This is a genomic window from Magnetofaba australis IT-1 (assembly GCF_002109495.1).
GTDB lineage: Bacteria > Pseudomonadota > Magnetococcia > Magnetococcales > Magnetococcaceae > Magnetofaba > Magnetofaba australis.
This window is the reverse complement of record NZ_LVJN01000020.1, coordinates 946,118-963,375: the sequence shown is the minus strand read 5'-3', so window position 1 is coordinate 963,375 and position 17,258 is coordinate 946,118. Positions and strand designations below refer to the sequence as shown.

Below are 17,258 nucleotides of genomic sequence, written 5' to 3'. Positions count from 1 at the left end.
ACGGACGCACAATGGCGTCCGTGGCGGCGAAGCGATTACTCGGACAGTTCGTCGAGACGCTCGCGGCTGGCGCGCAGCTTCTCGCCTAAGCCGGTGTCTTGGGCCAGTTGGCGGCGCTTGGCCGAATAGTTGGGCGCCACCATGGGGTAGTCGCGCGGCAGATCGAACATGGCGCGATAGTCGGAGACGCTGATTTTGTGGGTGCGGGTCAGATGCCCTTTGAGCGCCTTGCACACCTTGCCGCAGATCAGGCAGGTGATGCTGTCCTTGGAGAGGGACTCCTCCACCGCCACGGCGGGGGCGGGACGCTTCAGGCTGATGGGGGACGGACGCCGACCTTGGGCCAGATCCTGGGCCCAGGCGTCCAGCTCGCTGGTGTCCTCGTCGGCCGACTCCAGCAGACGCGGATCCAGTTGCGACAGCGAGGCGTAGACCTCCTGGATGAGTTGCGGCACATCGTCGGCGCCCAGCGGGTTGTTGCGGACGTACGACTCCACGATGCCGGCGGTCGCCTTCATCAAATCACTCGACATGGTTTTCACTCCCGATCGGATGGCTGTCGCCATGCTTATTATTCAATCTGAGGGCCCATGACGCGGGCCCTTTTTGGCTCCGTTTGACCTTTTTTGTCCGCGCTTGAGTGGTGTAACGCCCACCCCTTGCGAACAATACGGAGTCCTTCTTTATTATCAGGGCGTAAAAATACGCTACTTCGTCAGAAAAATGAAGTCTCTTTCGCATCATTGGCAAAAAAAAAGCGTCTGGATCGAACCCAGACGCTTGCTTCAAGGAAGTTTTGGCTGATTTACCGAGCTTGCGCCCAGCGCTGGTCAACCGGCCAGAAAACGTTCATAGGCGATGATGGCCCACACGGTTCCCGCCAGCCCGGCCGCCACGAACACCGCCGCCGAGCCCAGGTCCTTGGCGCGCTTGGCCAACGGATGCCAGTCGGGACTGACCAGATCCACCACCGCCTCCACCGCGGAGTTGAGCAGCTCCACCACCAGCACCAGCACCACCGCGCCGATCAGCAGAATGCGCTCCAGTCCGGTCTGCCCCAGCAGCATGGCCAACGGCAGCGCCACCGCGCACACCGCCGCTTCGATACGAAACGCAATCTCACCGCTCCAGGCGGCGCGCAGACCATCAACAGAGTAACCGTAAGCACGGACCAGGTGCTCGAAATGGGTTTCTTGAGCCGGATTCATGGACGATCCTCTCTTTGGCTGTTTTGAGGCATCAGCGGGCTGTGACGCCGCGCTGGATGTTTTTGTGACAGCATCATGACTTTTTTTCTTCATTTTGTCACGCATTTTTCCGCGCGGCGCGCAATCAAAGAGTTGCATGGGAGGTTGACGCAAAATCTGCGCCCAGCCCTGGTTTGCGACGCGCAATCGCCTATACTTTTTCAACGGACGGACACATTTATTTCACGCCAGCAGGATCAGCACAATGACCACAACGCCGCCGGATGCACAATTGGAAAACGCCCGCTGGGATCTCAGCGCCCTCTACGCCGACATCGACGACCCGCAACTGATTGAGGATATCGCCACGTTGGCAGAGCGCTATGGCGCGTTTGAAAGCCGCTACAAAGGTCGGCTAAGTAAAAACCTGGGCGAGGCGCTGGTGGCGTTCGAAGCCTTGGAGCGACTGACCAACGGCCTGTTCCTCTACCTCTATCTGCGCCACTACGCGGACTTGAACGATCAAGCGGTGATCTCCCGTCTGCGCGAGGCGCAATTGGCCATCGACGCCGCCCAAGGGGCCCACGGGGTGTTCTTTGAAGATGAGATCGCGCACATGGACGACGCCGACTATGCGCGCCTACTGGAAACTGACGCCCGCTGCACGCGGGTGCGCGCTTATCTGGACAAGGTGCGCCGCAGCCGCCCCTACATGCTCACCGCCGAGGTGGAGGGCGCGCTGGCCAAGCGTCGCGCCTATGGCGCGGACAGCTGGTCGCAATTCTATGATGAGGCCGAAGCCGATCTACGCTTCGACTTCGAAGGTCAACAGCGCACCCTCACCGAGATGCTGCACATCCTCTCGGTGGATGGCGACGGCGAGCGCCGCGCCGCCTGCCAGAGGGTGGTCAATGACGGCTTGGGCGGGCCGTTCGTCAAATTCTCCGCCCAGTGCCTGAACATGGTGGTGGGGGCCAAGCGCATCGAGGATAAGGAGCGCGGTTACGCCCACCCCATGGCGTTCCGCAACATCAACAATATGGTCTCCGATGGCGTGGTGGAGACCCTGCATCGGGTGGTGATCGACCATGTCGGCCCCCTGGCCCAGCGCTACTACCGCCTCAAGGCGCATCTGATGGGGCGCGAGACCCTGCGCTGGAGCGATCGCAACGCGCCGTTACCGTTTGATGACTCGGCGCAAATTCCCTACGCCACCGCGCTGCGCTGGGTCACCGAGGCGTTCGCCGGCTTCAGCCCCAAATTGGCCGACCTGGTGCAGAACCACGCCGCCGCCGGACGCATCGACGCCCCCGCCCGCAGCGGCAAGCGCAGCGGCGCATTCAACTACTCCTGCGTGGTGGGCGACGGTCAGCCCATGGCCTTCACCCACCTCAACTATCTGGGCTCGGCGCGGGACGTGATGACCCTGGCCCACGAACTGGGCCACGGCGTGCACGGCCTGTTGGCGGGCGAAGCCCAGGGCGCGCTACAGGCCTCGCCGCCCATGGCGCTGGCCGAAACCGCCTCCATCTTCGCCGAGATGACCGCCTTTAACCATCTCCGCAGCCAACCGGAGGCCAATGGCTCTCCGCAGCAGCGCATGGCGCTGCTGTGCGGCAAGATCGAGGATATGCTCAATACGGTGCTGCGGCAGATCGGCTTCTCGCTGTTCGAACAGCGCGTGCACAATGCAGGCAAGCGACTCGACGCCGCCACCCTCAACGGCTGGTGGCGCGAGTCGGTGATTGAACTCTATGGCCCCGAGGGCGAGACCTTCACCTACGCCGACATCGACTGCCTGTGGAGCTACGTCAGCCACTTCCACAATCCGTTCTACGTCTACGCCTACGCCCTGGGGGAGCTATTGACCCAGAGCCTGCATGCGAGGCGCGATGAGTATGGCGAAGCATTCGAACCGCTGTTGTTGGATCTTCTGCGCGCAGGCGGATCCAAGGACCTGGTGACGCTGCTGCAACCGTTTGCCGTGGACCCGGAGCGGCCGCAATTCTGGATCGATGGCGTACAGGCCAGCCTCGGCAAACTGATCCCCGAAGCGGAAGAGACCGCGCGATCACTCGGGTAAATACCCGATCTGTGCGCCGCCCCAGAGGTCAATCGCCCAATAAAGAATTGATGCAAAAGACTCTTCTCCATCAAAACAGAGAGCTCGCCAAGCAGTAATTGATATTGCGCCGTACTGCTACGCCCCGTATGATGGGAATGATAGGCGCTGTTTATACCAATCTTTAACCGCAGGCATAGGGTGGGCATGCTTTTTCGCCCCAAACGTCAGGAGTCGCACAGCAACATGACGCCGCCGACCGAAGCAACCCTGCCGCAGATCAAGCCCAAGGGCTGGGGTCTGCTGGTGCGCGATCAACAAGAGTTGATCGCATGGGCGGCGCATATCCTGCTCATGACCCTGTTCTGCGCCTTTTTGGTGGGATTCTTCTCCCAACAACAGTCCCAATGGATGACCGAACGGCGCACCGCCGCCGCCTCCGAGGCGCAACTGGCCCGGTTTATCATTGAGCAGTCATTGAACCGGGGCGATTACGCCAGCCTGCCGCCGTTGATTCAAGCGTGGGCGGTGCAACGCCCCGATATCGCCGAACTCACCGTCACCGCCTCCAATGGCGCGCGCTTGGCCAGCCATCACCGCGACGTGGGCGCGCATCCGCTGCTGACGGTGCGTCAGGAGGCGCACTACTCCTTCCGCGGCGCCGCCTCCATTACCCTGCGCCTGGATATCTCCCGCATCGATGAGCAGGCCAACGCCCTGCGCTGGCAACTGATCGCCGCCTTTGGCGTCATTCTGTTCGGCTCCACCACCCTGCTGCACCTGCTGTTGCAACGCCGCCGTCACGTACTCTCCCTGGCGGAACAGAGCCGACACCTCAACGAAACCAACCACTCCCTCTCTGAAGAGATCGCCCAGCGCGCCCGCGCCGAGCAGGAGCGCCAACGCGCCGACCGCAACTGGAAAGCGCTGTCGCGCTGCGGCGAAGCGATGATCCGCGCCACCAACGAAGAGGAGCTGCTCACCGAGGTGTGCCGCATCATCGTCGATGTGGCCAACTACCGCATGGCGTGGGTCGGCTACGGCGACGAGAGTGACGGCGAGCGCCGCATCCTCCCCAAAGCCAAATGGGGCCACGAGATGGGCTACCTGCGCGAAGTCACCGTAGGTTGGGGCGACAACGCCCTGGGCAATGGACCCGGCGGCACCGCCTATCGCGAAGGCCGCACCGTGGCGGTGCTGGATACGCAGAAGGACCCCGACTTCGCCCCCTGGCGCGCCGAGGCGCTCAAGCGCGGTTATCACGCCGTTCTGGGCCTGCCGCTTAAAGAGGCCGGACACACCTTCGGCGTGCTGATGATCAACTCCGCCCACCCCGCGCCGTTTGGGGTGGAGGAGCGGCAGTTGCTGGAGGATCTGGCCGGTGACCTGGCCTTTGGCATCGTGGCGCTGCGCGAATCCACTCGAGTGCGCGAGGCCGAACGCTCCCTGCTGCGTAGCAACGAGGAGTTGGAAGAGCGCGTGGCCAGCCGCACGCGCCAACTCAGCGACTCGCTGGAGCGCCTGCAGCGCACCCAGGCGCAACTGGTGGACGCCGAACGCATCGCCTCCCTGGGCAACCTGGTGGCGGGCGTGGCCCACGAGATCAACACGCCGCTGGGCGTGGGCGTGACGGCGCTGTCGCATTTGCAAAATCTCAATACCGAAGCCCGCGACGCCATGGCGCAAGGCAACCTGAAGAAGAGCCATCTCACGCGCTATTTTGAAGACGCGGATATGATGCTGCACTCGCTGGACAGATCGCTGCGACGCTCTTCGCAACTGGTGCGCAACTTCAAACTGGTCTCCACCGACACCGGTGAAACCGAGGCCAAAGAGATCAATCTGCACGACTTCCTCGCCGAATTCGCCGACACCGCGCGCCGCCAATGCAAAAAAACGGGCGTGGTCATCACCGTTGAGTGCCCTGAAGATCTGCTCATCACCAGCTTCCCCAACAGTCTGACCCATGTGTTGACCAACCTGCACATCAACGCCATGGAGCATGGGTTCGAAGGGCGCGAAAGCGGTGAAATCCTGCTGCGCGCCCACCGCGACAATCCCGAAGCGCCGTTGACGCTGCTGTTCCAGGATAATGGCCGCGGCATGTCCGAGGAGCAGGTGCGTCAGATTTTTGAGCCCTTCTACACCACCAAGCGCCACCTGGGCGGCACCGGCCTGGGCATGATGGCGGTCTACAACATCGTCACACACCTGTTGGGCGGCTCGATTCACTGCCACAGCGCGCCGGATCAAGGGGCGCAATTCCTCATCACGCTGACGCCCAAAGAGACCGTGCAGACGTGAGCGACGCCTCTGGCAAGCCACGGCCACAGGATGACGACGAACTCCTGTTTGCCGCAGAGGAGCTCCCCGCCGCCGAGCCGCAGGAGCCTGCCGACCCCTGGCTGGTGCTGGTGGTGGATGATGACACCGATGTGCATCACATCACCGACGCCATTCTCAAGAACGTCACCTTCCGCGACCGTCCCATTGAGATGATCCACCTCTACTCCGGCCAAGACGCCATCGCCCATATGAGCGAACGCGGCTCGGATGTGGCGATGATTCTGCTGGATGTGGTGATGGAGACCGATGACGCCGGTCTACTGGTGGTCAAGCATGTGCGCCAGGAGCTGGGCAATCGCTTTGTGCGCATCGCCCTGCGCACCGGCCAGCCGGGCCGCGCGCCTGAGGCGCGCATGATCGCCGAATATGACATCAACGACTATCGTGAAAAAACCGACTTAACCGCCACCAAGCTGGTGAGCGCCATCATCACCGGTCTGCGCGCCTACGACGATCTGCGCGCCATCGAACAGCTCTCCTTCTCCAAAGAGGCGCTGGAGCAGGAAGTGAGCAAGCGCACCGCCGCTCTGGGCGCCAGCGAAACCCGCTACCGCGCAGTCACCCGCACCGCCAACGACGCCATCATCACCATCGACCCGGAGCGTCTGATCACCTTCTGGAATCCCGCCGCCGAACGGATTTTTGGCTACTCCCTGGAGGAGGCGCTGGGGCGCGACCTGCGCGAAATCATTTTCGACCCCGTATTTGACGCCGCTTGCGACGGACTGGCGCATAGCCCCATCGATCCGCAGGATCCGGAGCATTGGGAGGGCGCCACTCTGGAGCTCTCCGCCATCCGCAAAGATGGCGCGCGCCTGCCGCTAGAGCTCTCCCTCTCCGCCTGCCTGGTGGCTGGCGCGCAGCAGTTCACCGCCATCGCCCGCGATATCAGCGAGCGCAAACACGCCGAACGCGAGCGCGAACGCGACTATCAGAATCGCGTGGTGATCAGCGCCCTGCTGGGCACCGCGTTGGAGTCGCTCTCTCTGGCCAATCAGTTAGAGCGCGCCATTACGCTGATCTTCAGCCTGCCGTGGCTGGCCAGCGGGCCCTGTAGCGGCGTGATCTTCCTGGTGAATGAGGACAAACGCGCGCTGAGTTCAGTCGCCCACTACACCTCGGGATTGGGCGCGCCGGATGTGTGCGACCCCGATAACGCCGAAGTGTGCCTGCGTGAAGAGGTCAGCGACCTGCTGAACCAAGAGCTCGCCCCCGGCGTGGATTTGCACAGCATTCGCTACGCCCAAACCGAGAACTTCAGCCGCTACTGCGTGCCCATCGCGTTCCAGGAGAAGCTGCTGGGCATGCTCACTCTGTGCCTGCCCATCGGTCGTCAGCGCGGCCATGATGAAGAGGACCTGTTGGCGGCCATCGCCAACACCCTGGCGGGCTTGATCGCGCGGCGGCGCGCCGAAGAGTCGTTGGTTTCGGCCACCCGCGCCTTGTGGGATACGCGCCTGGACATCATCCGTCGTCTGGGCATGGCGGCGGAGTATCGCGACAACGAAACCGGCATGCACGTTATCCGCATGTCCAAGTTCGCAGCCCGTTTGGGCTACGCTGCAGGGCTATCGGAGAAGGAGTGCGAAACCTTGCTGCTGGCCGCGCCCATGCACGACGTAGGTAAGATCGGCATTCCCGACAGCATTCTGCTCAAACCGGGTCGCCTGACCGACGATGAGTTCGCGGTGATGCGCAATCATGCGATCATCGGCGCACAGATGCTGCAAGGCCACAGCGACGAGCCGCTCAAGTCCTCGCACATCATCGCCCTGACCCACCATGAAAAGTGGGATGGCACCGGCTATCCGGTGGGCCTGAAAGGCGAAGAGATCCCCCTCATGGGCCGCATCTGCGCCTTGGCCGACGTGTTCGACGCCCTCACCTCCGAGCGCCCGTATAAAAAGGCGTGGCCGGTGGATGAGGCCATTGCCCACCTGCAACAGTGCGCCGGCACGCACTTCGATCCCCGCTTGACCGCGCTGTTTGTGGAGATTCTGCCAGAGCTGCTGGCCATCCGCGACGACTACCCGGACGAAGAGAGCGACGGCTTCGACTCGAACTTCTAACCCGGCATTGAGCAGCTCGGAGCCGCTACCCCCGTCAGATCCACCCGATATAGTCGCTAGCATTCAATAGTGAACATTTGGGCGCTGAAAGATATCGAGGGCTATGCCCTCGAGCTCCCAAGGTCAACATCCAAACCGTGGGCTCCGCCCACACCCGCTTAAGGGTCACAGACCCTATGACGATTTGGCAGGATTGCCAAATCGGACTCGCGCAGCGAGCCCGCAGGGTGAGGGCCATGGATGGCCCGAATCAATCCCGACAAATTTCCGTTGGATATTTGTCCCATAGTCAGCGCAAGTTCAGCCTGCGTCACGCAAACATTGAGCGCTTTGGATGTGTGTCATTCTGGATTCAAGCGACTATATTACGCCTCCACATCCACCAATCCGGCGCGGAACTGCCGCGTGGCGTCGGCGATGGTGAAACAGGCGGCGCGCTTGAGGCAGAGATCCTTCTCAATGGTGAGCGCCTGCGCCATGGCGCGGCCCAAATCCTCATGCATCGCCCCGGCGCCGCTGTCGCCCAACACAAAGCGCGGCGCATCCACCGGGAACGCCGCCACCGGTGCGCCGCTGGCCAGCGCTTCGATCATCACCCGGCCAAAGGTGTCGGTGCGCGACGGAAATACGAACAGATCCGCCGCCGCATAGAAGCGCGCCAACGCCTCGCCCCGCTTAAGCCCCACAAACAGCGCGCGCGGAAACTTCCGCCGCAATGTCGACAGCAGAGGCCCCTCGCCCACCACGCAGCGCTGTGCGTCGCTGTCGGCTTCGAGAAACGCTTCAATACTTTTTTCGCTGGCGACACGCCCTACATAGAGCGCCACCGGACCCGCCACGTTGCGCAACTCCTCCGGGCGCTCCTGCGGCTGCGGGCGGGGATGGAACAGGCTCTGGTCCACCCCCCGCGCCCACAGGCGCACCGGGCTGGTGAAGCCGTTGTCCGCCAACAGATCCGCCATGGCCGGAGTCGGCGCCATCACCTGCGCGGCGGCGTTGTGGAATGCGCGCACCAATGGGTAGAGCCAGCGCGCCGAAACCAACCCTTGGGAGCGCCGCTCGGCATACTCCGGCCACTGGGTGTGATAGGTGGTGGTAAAGGCCAAACCACGCTTACGACAGTGGCGCCATGCGGCAAAACCAATCGGCCCTTCGGTGGCGATATGCACATGATCCGGCGCGAATTGATCGATGAGACGAGCGGTCAAGCCGCCGTCGCGCACCAATTCCACGTTGTCCGCCTTGATGGTCCACCACTTGCCCGGAAACAGACGCGGATGGATCGCCTCCACCGTATCGCCCCAAGCGCGCAGTTGCGCGATGGTTTCGGCATAGGTCAACGCCACGCCATTGACCTGAGGCGGATCCCAGGCATCGGTGGCGATGAGAATGCGTCGCGGCGCAAAACCCTGCGGCGGCGCGTCAGCAGGAGGCGTGTGGGGGGACAAGAAGGGAGCTGCATCAACCATGTGAGGCCTCGGCCAGCAGGGGCTCCAACGCCGTTGCAGGGGCGTCGTCGCCGGTGGAGAGTGCGCCATTGGCGCCCACAATGGCGCGCACGGCGGCGTGATCGGAGCGATGTCCGTCGTGAATGATGCGGCTGGCCTGCGTATTCAAGGACAGGCCGCGGGTGAAGATGTGGTCAACGGATTTGCGATCCCACCAGAGCAGAAAAGTGGGCTCATCGGGACGGCCAACGGCGTCGTCAAACTGCGCCAGCGCCGGAATCTGTTTGCGCAGATAGGGGATGTCCTGGTTGAAATCCCCCATCACCACCACCGGTTGCTCCGGCGGCAGAGCAAGCAGGTTGTCATTGATGGTCTTGAGGGTGCGTCGGTACAGGCCCACCTTTTCGGTGGTGCACAGATGCAGGCAGAAGTAGATCACGCCGCTGTGTTGGCCGCGCGCCATGGTTGCGCCGCCGCCGCCGCCGATGCGCTTGCCCCACTTGAACGGGTGCGGCAACGGTATGGGTTCGCTGGGCTCCCGAGTGGCCAGCAGCACGCTCAGGTGATCCTTGACCCCTTTGGCCTTGTGCCCCAACCCCACATGCACCGAGGCGTAGCCCATCTGTATGAGGCGTTCGATGTACTCTTTATGCTGCGAGCGCAACACTTCGCTCAGGCCCAAAACGTCGGGCAGTTGCTGTTGAGCGCTGGCGAAGGCGCCGCACACGCTGGCCACGCTGAGTTGCGGATAGAGGCTGGCGCGACGCTCGCTTAAGCGCCGTTTGCGCCATTTGAATGGCATGCGCACGCCGATAATCGACTCCAGCAGCGCCTGAACCGGGCGTTTGTAGTGCAACGCATAGTGGAGCAGAAGGTGGTGGAAGAAGCGACGTCCATCGCCGCCGGACATGGTGTTCAAATAGAAACAGTCAAGCCGTCTCATCCTGAGCGCTCCGTCGCCCGCAGCCGCCGGATCAAAACGAATCCGGCACCCCTCTGCTTGCGATGCGCGCGCAAGATCGCAGATACGCGCATGCGCGCCATTGCGTTTGCGTAACAGTTTGCCGACGATGAGGTGGATTCTTCTCCACCCGGTGGGAAAAGTGGGGAAAAACCGCTTGGGTCGCGCGCGTATTGCGCCGATCAATACGGCAAGAGCGCCTTGTAAATGGCGCGCAATGGATTCAGGAGTGATGATGCAGCCAATGGAGTGGTTTGACGCCCTGCACGGTGCGTTGACACAGAGTCAGTGCCGAATTCAGGGAGAGCCTGCAGAGCTGGCCGCGGGATTGAATACGCTTGGTCAGTTGCTGGCGCAGACCCAGCGCGACGGCGCGTCGGTGTGGTGGGCGGGCAATGGCGGCAGCGCCGCGCTGTGCAGCCACCTGTCGCAGGATCTGTTGAACAAGCTGGGCATCCGTTCACAGACCATCAACGATCCCGCGCTGCTGACCTGCATGAGCAACGACTACGGCTACGAGCAGGTCTATGCGCGTCCCTTGAGCGTACTCGCGCGCCCAGGCGATCTGGCGCTGCTGATCTCCAGCTCCGGGGCCTCGGCCAACATTCTCAACGCCGCGCGCTGGGCGCGCGACAACGGCCTGAAGCTGGCGACGCTGTCGGCTTTCAAAGCGGACAACCCCCTGTTTGCGCTGCCCGCCGACGCCGCATTTTATCTGCCGTGCTCGCTCTATGGGCACGCTGAAGTGGGGCATGAGGCGCTGATCCACGCCGTCATTGAGTCCCTCTGGCTGCAACAAAAAACCCCATAAGGGGAACGGTTAATTCTTGCCAGCACGGCGGGAAAAAGCGAAACTGCGGAAATCGATGCACGCGTCCGGCGCAGTGCACGAAGAATAATTCTCACAATCCTTTTAGGAGCTTAGGCGCGGTGGAGCCCCCCAGCCCACGATCTTGCCAACCCCTTGCGACCCCAGCCGATGTTCGCCCTGGCCGCTCCCAGTGCGCCCAGTCCAACCATGCGCTGCAGCGTCGCAACCGACCAGTTTTACTCTTCACTGGCGACGCTCTGCGTGGCGGGCACATCCTCGCGCACCTTCTTTTTGAGCCAGCGCACCAACAGAAACACCTTGATGGGAATGATGATCGCCGATCCCCAGGCGATCCACAAAATCACGTCCATACTGCCGCTCATAATCGCCGCGTCCCTCACGATTGTTGGGTTGATGCGCTCTGTGTAGTCGCCAATACGCCTGCCGCAAGCCCTGTTGGCCATTGGCTCAGCCGCGCCATTATGCCGTTTGAACCGACATTTTGGGAACCCCGATGACATCACCGCTACTGCTTTGCACCGACCTGGATCGCACCCTCTTGCCCAACGGGCATATGCCGGAGTCGCCACGCGCCCGCGCGCTGTTTCGCGCTCTGGCCGCCCAGGAGGACGTCACCCTCGCCTATGTCTCCGGGCGCGACCTGCACCTGATCCAGAGCGCCATCGATGAGTACGAACTGCCGGTTCCTGATTTCGCTGTGGCCGACGTCGGCTCCACCATCTATCGACTCAACGGCGAGGCCCCGGAACTGGTTACGCAGTGGCAGGACGCTATCGGCGGCGACTGGAACGGATTCGACCGCCGCAGCATCGACGATATGCTGGACGACTTCACCGATTTGCAGCTGCAAGAACCAGAAAAACAGAACACCTACAAGCTCAGCTACTATACCCCGCCAGACATCGATGCCCAGAACCTGCGTCGCAAGATCGCCCACCGCTTGGGCAAAGCTGGCGTGCGCGCCAGCATCATCTGGAGCTATGACCAGGCGGATAATGAGGGACTGCTGGACATCCTCCCCGCTTCCGCCAATAAACTGGCCTCGGTGCGTTTTTTGATGGCGCTGTTGGGATTCAGTTCCCAGCAGACCCTGTTTGCCGGCGATTCGGGCAATGACATGGATGTGCTGGTGAGCGACACGCCCGCAGTGCTGGTGGCTAACGCCAGCAGCGATGTGCGCGAAGAAGCGGTGCGTCTGGCGCAACAAAACGGCATGGCCGCAACTCTGCACTTGGCCACCGGAGGGTTTGAAGGGATGAACGGCGCCTATGCGGCGGGAATTCTGGAAGGTGTGAATCACTTCTACCCCGAACGCATCGCCGCCCCTCTGGCTGAACAAATCACATAGATTTTCTATAAAAATCAAAACAACACAATTCCATTTTGATACATCTTGCTTAAAATGGCACTCGTTATCCGCGCACGCCCGTGTGACCTCTAGCAAGAGCAAACAGAATCCATGGCTTACGATCAATTCGTCATTCGCTTTCCCGATGGTCTGCGTGATCGCATCAAGCAAGCGGCCCGCGCCAACAACCGCTCCATGAATCAGGAGATTGTCGCCCGCCTGAGCCATAGTCTGGATAGCGGCGCCGAGGCCTTGCCCCTGGGCAACGACAGCGGACCAGGCGCGTCCATCGCACCGGACAACCTCCAGGAGTTGCTCGAAGAGGCCGCTGAACGCGCCGCGCGTAAAGTGCTGCTGATGCAACTGCGCGCCAATGATGAGCAGTGACCCCAACCTCTGAGCCTGCTGACTTCATGCCCGTCCTGTCGCATTTTGGACGCCTCTAATGTGTGGAATCGCAGGCTACACCGGTGAGAGGATCCCCGGTCTGACGGCGCGCATGAATCGCGTGCAGCGCCATCGCGGTCCCGATGGCGACGGCGTGTTTGAAGACCCACGCGCTCCCCTCAATCTTGGCCATGTGCGTCTCTCCATCCTCGACTTGACGCCCAGCGCCGCCCAGCCCATGCACAGCGCCGATGGGCGCTATGTGCTGAGTTATAACGGTGAAATCTACAACTTCCGCGAACTGCGCGCGCAGCTTGAAGCCAAAGGGCGCACATTCCGCTCCAGCGGCGACACCGAGGTCCTGCTGCAAGGGTTGGCTGAAGAGGGCGCAGCGTTTCTCCCCCGTTTGAACGGCATGTATGCGTTGGCGCTATGGGATCGCCTCACCGGCTCTCTGCTGCTGGCGCGCGACCCCATCGGCGTCAAACCCCTCTACTATGCGCAGATCGATCCGCGCACACTGGTGTTCGCCAGTGAGATCAAGACGCTGTGCGCCCACCCCAAACTGCTTCGGCGGCCCAACTTCGCCGCAATTCAACAACATTTGAGCTATATTTACGCCTCTGGAGAGCATACTGCGCTGCAAGACGTCATGCGCCTGCCAGCAGGCGCGACCCTGCAGTGGCGTCCCGAGGGCGTGGAGCCGCCGCGCATTGAGCGCTTCTTTGATTGGCGTCTGGGGCCCACAGATGCGCAGGGGATCAACGCTCCGCAAGCCTATGCGCAGGAGAGCGCTCATCTGCGTGACGCGCTGGCCACGGCGGTCAGTCGACAAATGGTGGCCGACACGCCGGTGGGCTCGCTCCTGAGCGGCGGCTTGGATAGCAGCCTGATCACCGCTCTGGCCAATCGGGATATCGGCGCGGCCCTACGCTGCTTCACCATCACCACCCCCACAGCGGAAAACCAGCTGGACCAAGCCGCCGATGACGCCCCCTATGCGCGGCAACTGGCCGCTGATCTACACCTGCCCCTGCATGAGATCGCCCTACGCCCCAAAGTGGCCGACCTCTGGCCACAACTGGTGTGGCACCTGGACGAACCGCTCTCTGACCCGGCGGCGATCTCCTGTTATCTGGTCAGCAAGCTGGCGCGAGATCAAGGCGTTCCGGTGCTGCTCTCCGGCCAGGGGGCCGATGAGCTGTTTTGCGGCTACCCGCGCTACTGGGCGATGCAACAAACCCGCGGACTGGACACCCTCCCCCAATCCGCGCGCCATCTGCTGGCGGGCGCAGCGCGTCTATTGCCCGGGGCGCGCCCCGGGCGGCTTGGCGCCCTGAGCCGTCGCGTGCGTCGCGTGCTCAGCGAAGCTGCGCTTCCCCCCCAGCAGCGCTTCCTCAACCTCTGCGCCAACACCCCGCAGAGCGCTATGGACGCCATCTACACGCGAGCATTTGCCGATCAACTTCATGGCGAACGCGGCATCGACGCCTGTTACGCCGCCATGACCGCACGCCCCGAATCGTTGGAGCAGGCGCAACGCTGGCGCGATTTGACCGTCTATCTGCCCAATCACAATCTCAACTATCTGGATAAGATGGGGATGGCGCAGAGCATCGAGGCGCGGGTGCCGCTGCTGGATCTGGAGATCACGGCGCGCGCTGCGCGCTATCCCGCCAACTGGTTGGTTCAAGGCCGAGTGATCAAACGGATTCTGCGCAGCGCCAGCCAGGGGATTGTGCCCGACGCCATCATCCATCGCCGCAAGGCGGGGTTTGGCGCGCCCTATCGCAAATGGCTGCGACATGATTTGGCGCCGATGTGGGAAGATGTGTCACAGGGCGAAACCGCCCGTACGCGGGGCTGGTTCGATCCCGCCGCCCTGGCGCAGGCCCGCACCCGCTCTCAAGAGGGCGTGGAGGATCTGTATATGCTGCAGTGGGGCGTGTTGACCACCGAGTTATGGGCGCGTGCGTTCTTGGATCGCAACCCGGCAACAGATTCGCCCTAATCCCATTGCGGGGTCACAACGCGCGCCATCAATTGCGGCGGTCAGATCACCCCATGGGCCGCACAGGATAGAGCGGAGACCGTGGCGGCGCATACGTCACAGGCTGCCGCCGTTGCGCCGCCCGCACACGGTCGAGCACGCCCATCAACAAACCGAGCACCGCCCAGTAGAAAATGAATGTCGACGACCCGGGAGCTGTCCACCAGGCTTCGAACACAGAGTGCGCCATCAATCCCACAGTAATGCCGACCAACAATCCAATCATCAGCTTGGCGTCCCGGTCCCGGCACCGTTGAAAAGTCCGCCACACCGTTGCCATCAAGACCACAAACATCAGGATGTAGAGCGCCAGACCCACCACGCCCAACTCCTCCATAATGGCCAGTTGGGAGTTTCCTTTCTCCCGATAGAATCCCATACTGAGCTGGCCCTGGAACTCATACCCTTTGAGTCCATAGGTGAGCCCATAACCAATTCCGACCAGCCCCCCCTTCTTGGCCATATCAAAAGACTCTTTCCACACGGACTCGCGCGACATGAGGATCGCATTACTGCCCTTGTAGACATAACGGTCGACAAAATAGTCGATCGTCAGTGACTGCGCCGACCACAGCATGGCCAACACCACCACGCCACCGAGAAAAATCTGGTAACGCTGCCGCATGCCCATTGCGAGCAATCCGCCCAGAAACACGAAGCTCAACGCCACCAGAGCGGCGCGCGCATTCGAGCTTAAACAGAAATAGATTGCGATAGCGCTCCCCGCCCCCCAAATCATCTGCTCGAACAATGTTCCCCGCAGTGAAAGATAAAACCGCCAAAGCGGCAGAATAGAGACCATGACGACAAGAATGCCAAATGCATTGGGGTTCAAGCCGGGAGCCAGAACATACACCTGCCCGACCTGTCCACCGAAATCGAGCAGATACCCCATCTGCTTCTGAATGCCAAGAAATCCTGCAAGGTAAATAAGCACAAACGCAGGCGCAAGCAGATCCAATAGATACCGCATCTGCTTTCGTCGAGCCCAATCCCAGCCAACGATCAGGGCAGACAGAGCGCACACGGCGGCGACGCCCCCCTTCATCAGACTGATCATATAGTTTTCTGACCAAATGGTGCTCGACACGCCCCAAAGCACATTGGCGAAAATGACCAGAAACAGACCCTGGTTAACGATCTTCTTCAGCGGCGCCTTAAACAACGCTAAAAGGACCAGAGGAATCAGGTAGATCCAGCGCAGATTCTGCCCGGTGAGATAGGGAACCAACCCCAGCGGATAGCACATGAACGCCATAAGCGCCAATGGCAGAAACCAATTTCGCCAATTGAGTAGGATTCGAATCACAAACTCTTCCCAGCTAAGGATGCGCTCTGAGGATCACAAGCGCGCAGCAACTGCGCGTAGAGTGACTCCAAACGCTCTGCATGGCGCGCCCAAGTAAATTCACTTAACACGCGCTCCTGGCCAGCCAAAGCGATCTGCTGTGCGGTCGACGGATGCGCCCGCAACTCTTGCAGATGCGCTGCGACAAGATCAGGCGAGGGCTCCTGCGCCAAAACGCCGCTCTGACCATGGACGATGAATGCGCTGGGACCTTCGCCCGCCACCCCCAACGCCAGACACCCAGCCGACATCGCTTCCAAATAGGCGATGCCGAACGCCTCTGGCTGTGACGGCAGACAGAACAGATGCGCCTGACCCAACCACACCGCCAACTGGTCATGTTTCAGGCGTCCGTGAAACCGCACCCGTTGCGCCAGACCCAGTGAATGACTCAACGCTTCCAAAGAGCGCCGCTGCGGCCCATCGCCAATGACATCATAACGCCAATCGCCTTGCCAGTCTGGAAGATTCCGCAACTGCGCCAGCGCGCGCAGAGTCACATCGATCCCCTTCCCCGGCTGCAGATTGCTCACACTCACCACGCGCCAAGGGTCGCTCCAGGGCGCCCGTGATACGGCGGCGGCGTCAACAGGACGGAATCCGTTGTGCACCGTGTGCGCGCCATCCGGGCGTTGCGCCAACGCTGGGTAGTGGCGTCGCAACGCATCCCCCACCACCACAGCCCTATCCACTCCGTGTTGAACGCGTCCGACAAACGCTTGCGCTTTGGACCTCTGCATCCGTGGATGGGTCTCCACCCCATGCCACGTCGCCACCACCGGCGCCTGCGCCGCCCGACCAGCCCGTATCGCCACCGCCGCCAACCGCTCGTTATGCCCATGCAGAAGATCCGCGCCAAACGTCTGCGCCATGTGCGCCACCTGCGGCGCCAACAGGCGTTCGCAAAACCACTGCGTCAGACCTCTGGCGACATAGCGCGGCGCGCTGGGATAACGAAGCGCGCGCCAGCAGACGCCAGCAGGCAACCAATCGGGCTTACGCCGCGCGCCGCCAAGCCGATAGGGCTCCGCCACAATCGCCAACACGCTATGGCCGCGTTGGGCGAGCGCTTGCGCCGAATCGAGGATGAATTTTCCCTGCTGCGCATCGGGAGTCTCGGGAAACCAGGGGGTCAACATTACGATTCGCGCCATGAACGCCCCTTTTCGCCCCGCACAGTGAACAAACTTGGCGCCCATGGACCCAAGCGCCAGGATGCG

At 61.9% G+C, this 17,258-nt stretch carries 14 protein-coding genes; 7 read left to right on the top strand and 7 right to left on the bottom strand.

The features are described from left to right. Window positions 1-35 precede the first annotated feature (35 nt). Window positions 36-533 (bottom strand): Ros/MucR family transcriptional regulator, encoded by a 498-nt coding sequence (locus tag MAIT1_RS16425; RefSeq protein ID WP_158089562.1) that lies wholly within the window; start codon window positions 531-533, stop codon window positions 36-38. A gap of 297 nt (window positions 534-830) precedes the next feature. Further along, window positions 831-1,208, bottom strand: coding sequence for a diacylglycerol kinase (locus tag MAIT1_RS16420; protein WP_085444631.1), 378 nt, complete (start codon window positions 1,206-1,208; stop codon window positions 831-833). Between the two features lie 244 nt (window positions 1,209-1,452). On the opposite strand from MAIT1_RS16420, the gene MAIT1_RS16415 reads away from it, so the two are divergent. The 3 genes from MAIT1_RS16415 (at window position 1,453) to MAIT1_RS16405 (ending at window position 7,664) form a co-directional block, all read left to right on the top strand. Next, on the top strand, window positions 1,453-3,270 hold the full coding sequence (locus tag MAIT1_RS16415) for a M3 family metallopeptidase (protein ID WP_085444630.1): 1,818 nt from the start codon (window positions 1,453-1,455) through the stop codon (window positions 3,268-3,270). 186 nt (window positions 3,271-3,456) lie between these two features. Next, window positions 3,457-5,553: a GAF domain-containing sensor histidine kinase gene (locus MAIT1_RS16410; RefSeq protein WP_085444629.1), complete on the top strand. Its 2,097-nt coding sequence runs from the start codon at window positions 3,457-3,459 to the stop codon at window positions 5,551-5,553. Further along, the gene (locus MAIT1_RS16405) at window positions 5,550-7,664 is read left to right on the top strand and encodes an HD domain-containing phosphohydrolase (RefSeq protein WP_085444628.1); all 2,115 of its coding nucleotides are present in this window, start codon (window positions 5,550-5,552) and stop codon (window positions 7,662-7,664) included. Before MAIT1_RS16410 ends, MAIT1_RS16405 begins: the two co-directional genes overlap by 4 nt. Window positions 7,665-8,029: 365 nt before the next feature. On the opposite strand, the gene MAIT1_RS16400 is transcribed toward MAIT1_RS16405, so the two are convergent. Continuing rightward, window positions 8,030-9,133, bottom strand: coding sequence for a glycosyltransferase family 4 protein (locus MAIT1_RS16400; RefSeq protein ID WP_085444627.1), 1,104 nt, complete (start codon window positions 9,131-9,133; stop codon window positions 8,030-8,032). Then, complete coding sequence (locus MAIT1_RS16395) at window positions 9,126-10,055, bottom strand: endonuclease/exonuclease/phosphatase family protein (RefSeq protein WP_085444626.1); 930 nt, start codon at window positions 10,053-10,055, stop codon at window positions 9,126-9,128. Before MAIT1_RS16395 ends, MAIT1_RS16400 begins: the two co-directional genes overlap by 8 nt. A 250-nt stretch (window positions 10,056-10,305) precedes the next feature. On the opposite strand from MAIT1_RS16395, the gene MAIT1_RS16390 reads away from it, so the two are divergent. Next, a complete protein-coding gene (locus MAIT1_RS16390) occupies window positions 10,306-10,884 on the top strand; it encodes an SIS domain-containing protein (protein WP_158089561.1) in 579 nt (192 codons plus the stop codon). A 236-nt stretch (window positions 10,885-11,120) separates the two neighbouring features. On the opposite strand, the gene MAIT1_RS22500 is transcribed toward MAIT1_RS16390, so the two are convergent. Further along, window positions 11,121-11,255 carry a hypothetical protein gene (locus MAIT1_RS22500; RefSeq protein ID WP_275531642.1) on the bottom strand — a complete coding sequence of 45 codons (135 nt, stop codon included), beginning with the start codon at window positions 11,253-11,255 and terminating at the stop codon, window positions 11,121-11,123. Between the two features lie 143 nt (window positions 11,256-11,398). Here MAIT1_RS22500 and MAIT1_RS16385 point away from each other — a divergent pair, with 143 nt between their 5' ends. From MAIT1_RS16385 to asnB, 3 genes are all read left to right on the top strand, one after another. After that, window positions 11,399-12,253, top strand: coding sequence for an HAD-IIB family hydrolase (locus MAIT1_RS16385; RefSeq protein WP_085444624.1), 855 nt, complete (start codon window positions 11,399-11,401; stop codon window positions 12,251-12,253). A gap of 111 nt (window positions 12,254-12,364) precedes the next feature. Continuing rightward, window positions 12,365-12,640 carry an Arc family DNA-binding protein gene (locus MAIT1_RS16380; RefSeq protein ID WP_085444623.1) on the top strand — a complete coding sequence of 92 codons (276 nt, stop codon included), beginning with the start codon at window positions 12,365-12,367 and terminating at the stop codon, window positions 12,638-12,640. A gap of 58 nt (window positions 12,641-12,698) precedes the next feature. Further along, window positions 12,699-14,651: an asparagine synthase (glutamine-hydrolyzing) gene (asnB, locus tag MAIT1_RS16375; RefSeq protein WP_085444622.1), complete on the top strand. Its 1,953-nt coding sequence runs from the start codon at window positions 12,699-12,701 to the stop codon at window positions 14,649-14,651. A 46-nt stretch (window positions 14,652-14,697) separates the two neighbouring features. On the opposite strand, the gene MAIT1_RS16370 is transcribed toward asnB, so the two are convergent. Both MAIT1_RS16370 and MAIT1_RS16365 read right to left on the bottom strand, forming a co-directional pair. Then, window positions 14,698-15,939 carry an O-antigen ligase family protein gene (locus MAIT1_RS16370; RefSeq protein ID WP_158089560.1) on the bottom strand — a complete coding sequence of 414 codons (1,242 nt, stop codon included), beginning with the start codon at window positions 15,937-15,939 and terminating at the stop codon, window positions 14,698-14,700. Window positions 15,940-15,995: 56 nt separating this feature from the next. Then, window positions 15,996-17,192: a glycosyltransferase family 4 protein gene (locus MAIT1_RS16365; protein WP_158089559.1), complete on the bottom strand. Its 1,197-nt coding sequence runs from the start codon at window positions 17,190-17,192 to the stop codon at window positions 15,996-15,998. Window positions 17,193-17,258: the final 66 nt, after the last annotated feature.